The sequence below is a fragment of the Synechococcus sp. H55.9 genome, assembly GCF_047462355.1.
GTDB lineage: Bacteria > Cyanobacteriota > Cyanobacteriia > Thermostichales > Thermostichaceae > Thermostichus.
Genome location: NZ_JANSJB010000065.1, coordinates 1 through 1429, shown reverse-complemented (window position 1 = coordinate 1429; position 1429 = coordinate 1). Strand labels below are relative to the sequence as shown.

Sequence of the window (1429 nt, the reverse complement as noted above, 5' to 3'; positions counted from 1 at the left end):
CGAGATGATCGATAATGCGAACCTTGTATGTTTCCCAGCAAGGGTGCAGGCTAAGCCTCAGGCAAGAGTTTGTGCTGGTTCATTTGGGCGATTTGCTCTTGCAGGAGGTGCCTCTGCCCTTGCTAGAGCAAATTTTAATCTTCGGCCGCTCGCAGGTGACTACCGATGTTGTAAGAGAGTGCTTGAAGCGCAATATCCCCATTGCCTACCTCTCCCGACTCGGCTATTGCTACGGTCGCCTCATTCCCATTGAAAGGGGCTACCGCCGCTTGGCCCATTGGCAACAAGCACTCCCTGAAGCATGGCGATTGCAAACAGCAGCCCAGATAGTGCGAGCTAAGCTCCTCAATGGCCGCGTGTTGTTGATGCGGCAACTTAGGCAGCGCCCCAGCGAAACTGGGGATCTAACCCTGCGCAGCCTGGAACATCTGGCCGAGCAAGTTCTGCAGGCTAAGTCTCTAGATCAATTGCGCGGCATTGAAGGGATCGGCGCAGCCCTGTATTTCCCAGAATTGGGCAATTGCTTACAACAAAAAGGATTTGTTTTGCTCAAGCGCACCCGACAACCACCCACCAATCCAGTCAATGCCATGCTTAGCTTTGGCTATATGGTGCTCTGGAACCACCTATTAACCTTGATTGAGCTGCAAGATTTGGATCCCTATCAAGGTTGCCTACATGCCAGCAGTGAACGCCACGCTGCTCTGGTTTCCGATTTGCTGGAAGAGTTCCGAGCGCCTATTGTGGACTCCCTGGTACTGTGGCTTGTCAACAGCAGTGTTATGGATATCCAAGAAGACTTCGAGTATCGAGATGGGGGCTGTTTTCTCAACGATGCTGGCAGAAAGAAATACCTCAAAGCTTTTCTCCAGAGAATGGAGGGATCCATTACAACTCCTGCTGGGGATCAGCCCCGCTGGGATTTGCTAACACAGCAGGTTAAGAAGTTTAAGCAGTCCGTCTATAATCCTCAAGACTTGTATCAGCCTTACCGGATTCGCTGATGTTTCTTTATGTTGTTACCTACGATACCCCCTGTGACAAGCGCCGCAAGAAAATTGCCGACTTGCTAGAAGGCTACGGCAAGCGGGTGCAGTACAGTGTCTTCGAGTGCGTCCTCAACAAGGACAAGTTCGAGGAGCTCAAGCTACGGCTCCGGAAAAGGATCAAGCCCAACGAAGACAGCGTCCGCTTCTATCCCCTCACCAGCCACGCCCTCGACCAAGTGGAAATCTGGGGTGAACCCCCTTTAACTGCACCCCCTGGCTCGGTCATCGTGTAGCTCAGGCAACTTTCCCCCTACCTAAGTACTTGATGTTCTCGAAAGCACACAAAAACGGTATCAGCAGCTCTGCGAGCGCCTCGCCAAATCCCGCAAAGGCCGATTCTTTCGTTGACCCGCTCGATGCCTTGCCCCACAAGGCTTTCA

2 protein-coding genes are annotated in these 1429 nt (G+C 52.4%); both read left to right on the top strand.

The window, feature by feature from the left end:
* Nucleotides 1–14: 14 nt before the first annotated feature.
* The gene (cas1, locus tag NW857_RS09180; RefSeq protein WP_414335548.1) at nucleotides 15–1004 is read left to right on the top strand and encodes a CRISPR-associated endonuclease Cas1; all 990 of its coding nucleotides are present in this window, start codon (nucleotides 15–17) and stop codon (nucleotides 1002–1004) included.
* Nucleotides 1004–1282 carry a CRISPR-associated endonuclease Cas2 gene (cas2, locus tag NW857_RS09175; RefSeq protein ID WP_414335550.1) on the top strand — a complete coding sequence of 93 codons (279 nt, stop codon included), beginning with the start codon at nucleotides 1004–1006 and terminating at the stop codon, nucleotides 1280–1282. Before cas1 ends, cas2 begins: the two co-directional genes overlap by 1 nt.
* The last annotated feature ends 147 nt before the right edge of the window (nucleotides 1283–1429 follow it).

What these genes read in the sequence shown, in the direction of transcription:
- cas2 (WP_414335550.1), top strand. Translation starts at nt 1,004, where the DNA reads ATGTTTCTTTATGTTGTTACCTACGATACCCCCTGTGACAAGCGCCGC.
- cas1 (WP_414335548.1), top strand. Translation starts at nt 15, where the DNA reads ATGCGAACCTTGTATGTTTCCCAGCAAGGGTGCAGGCTAAGCCTCAGG.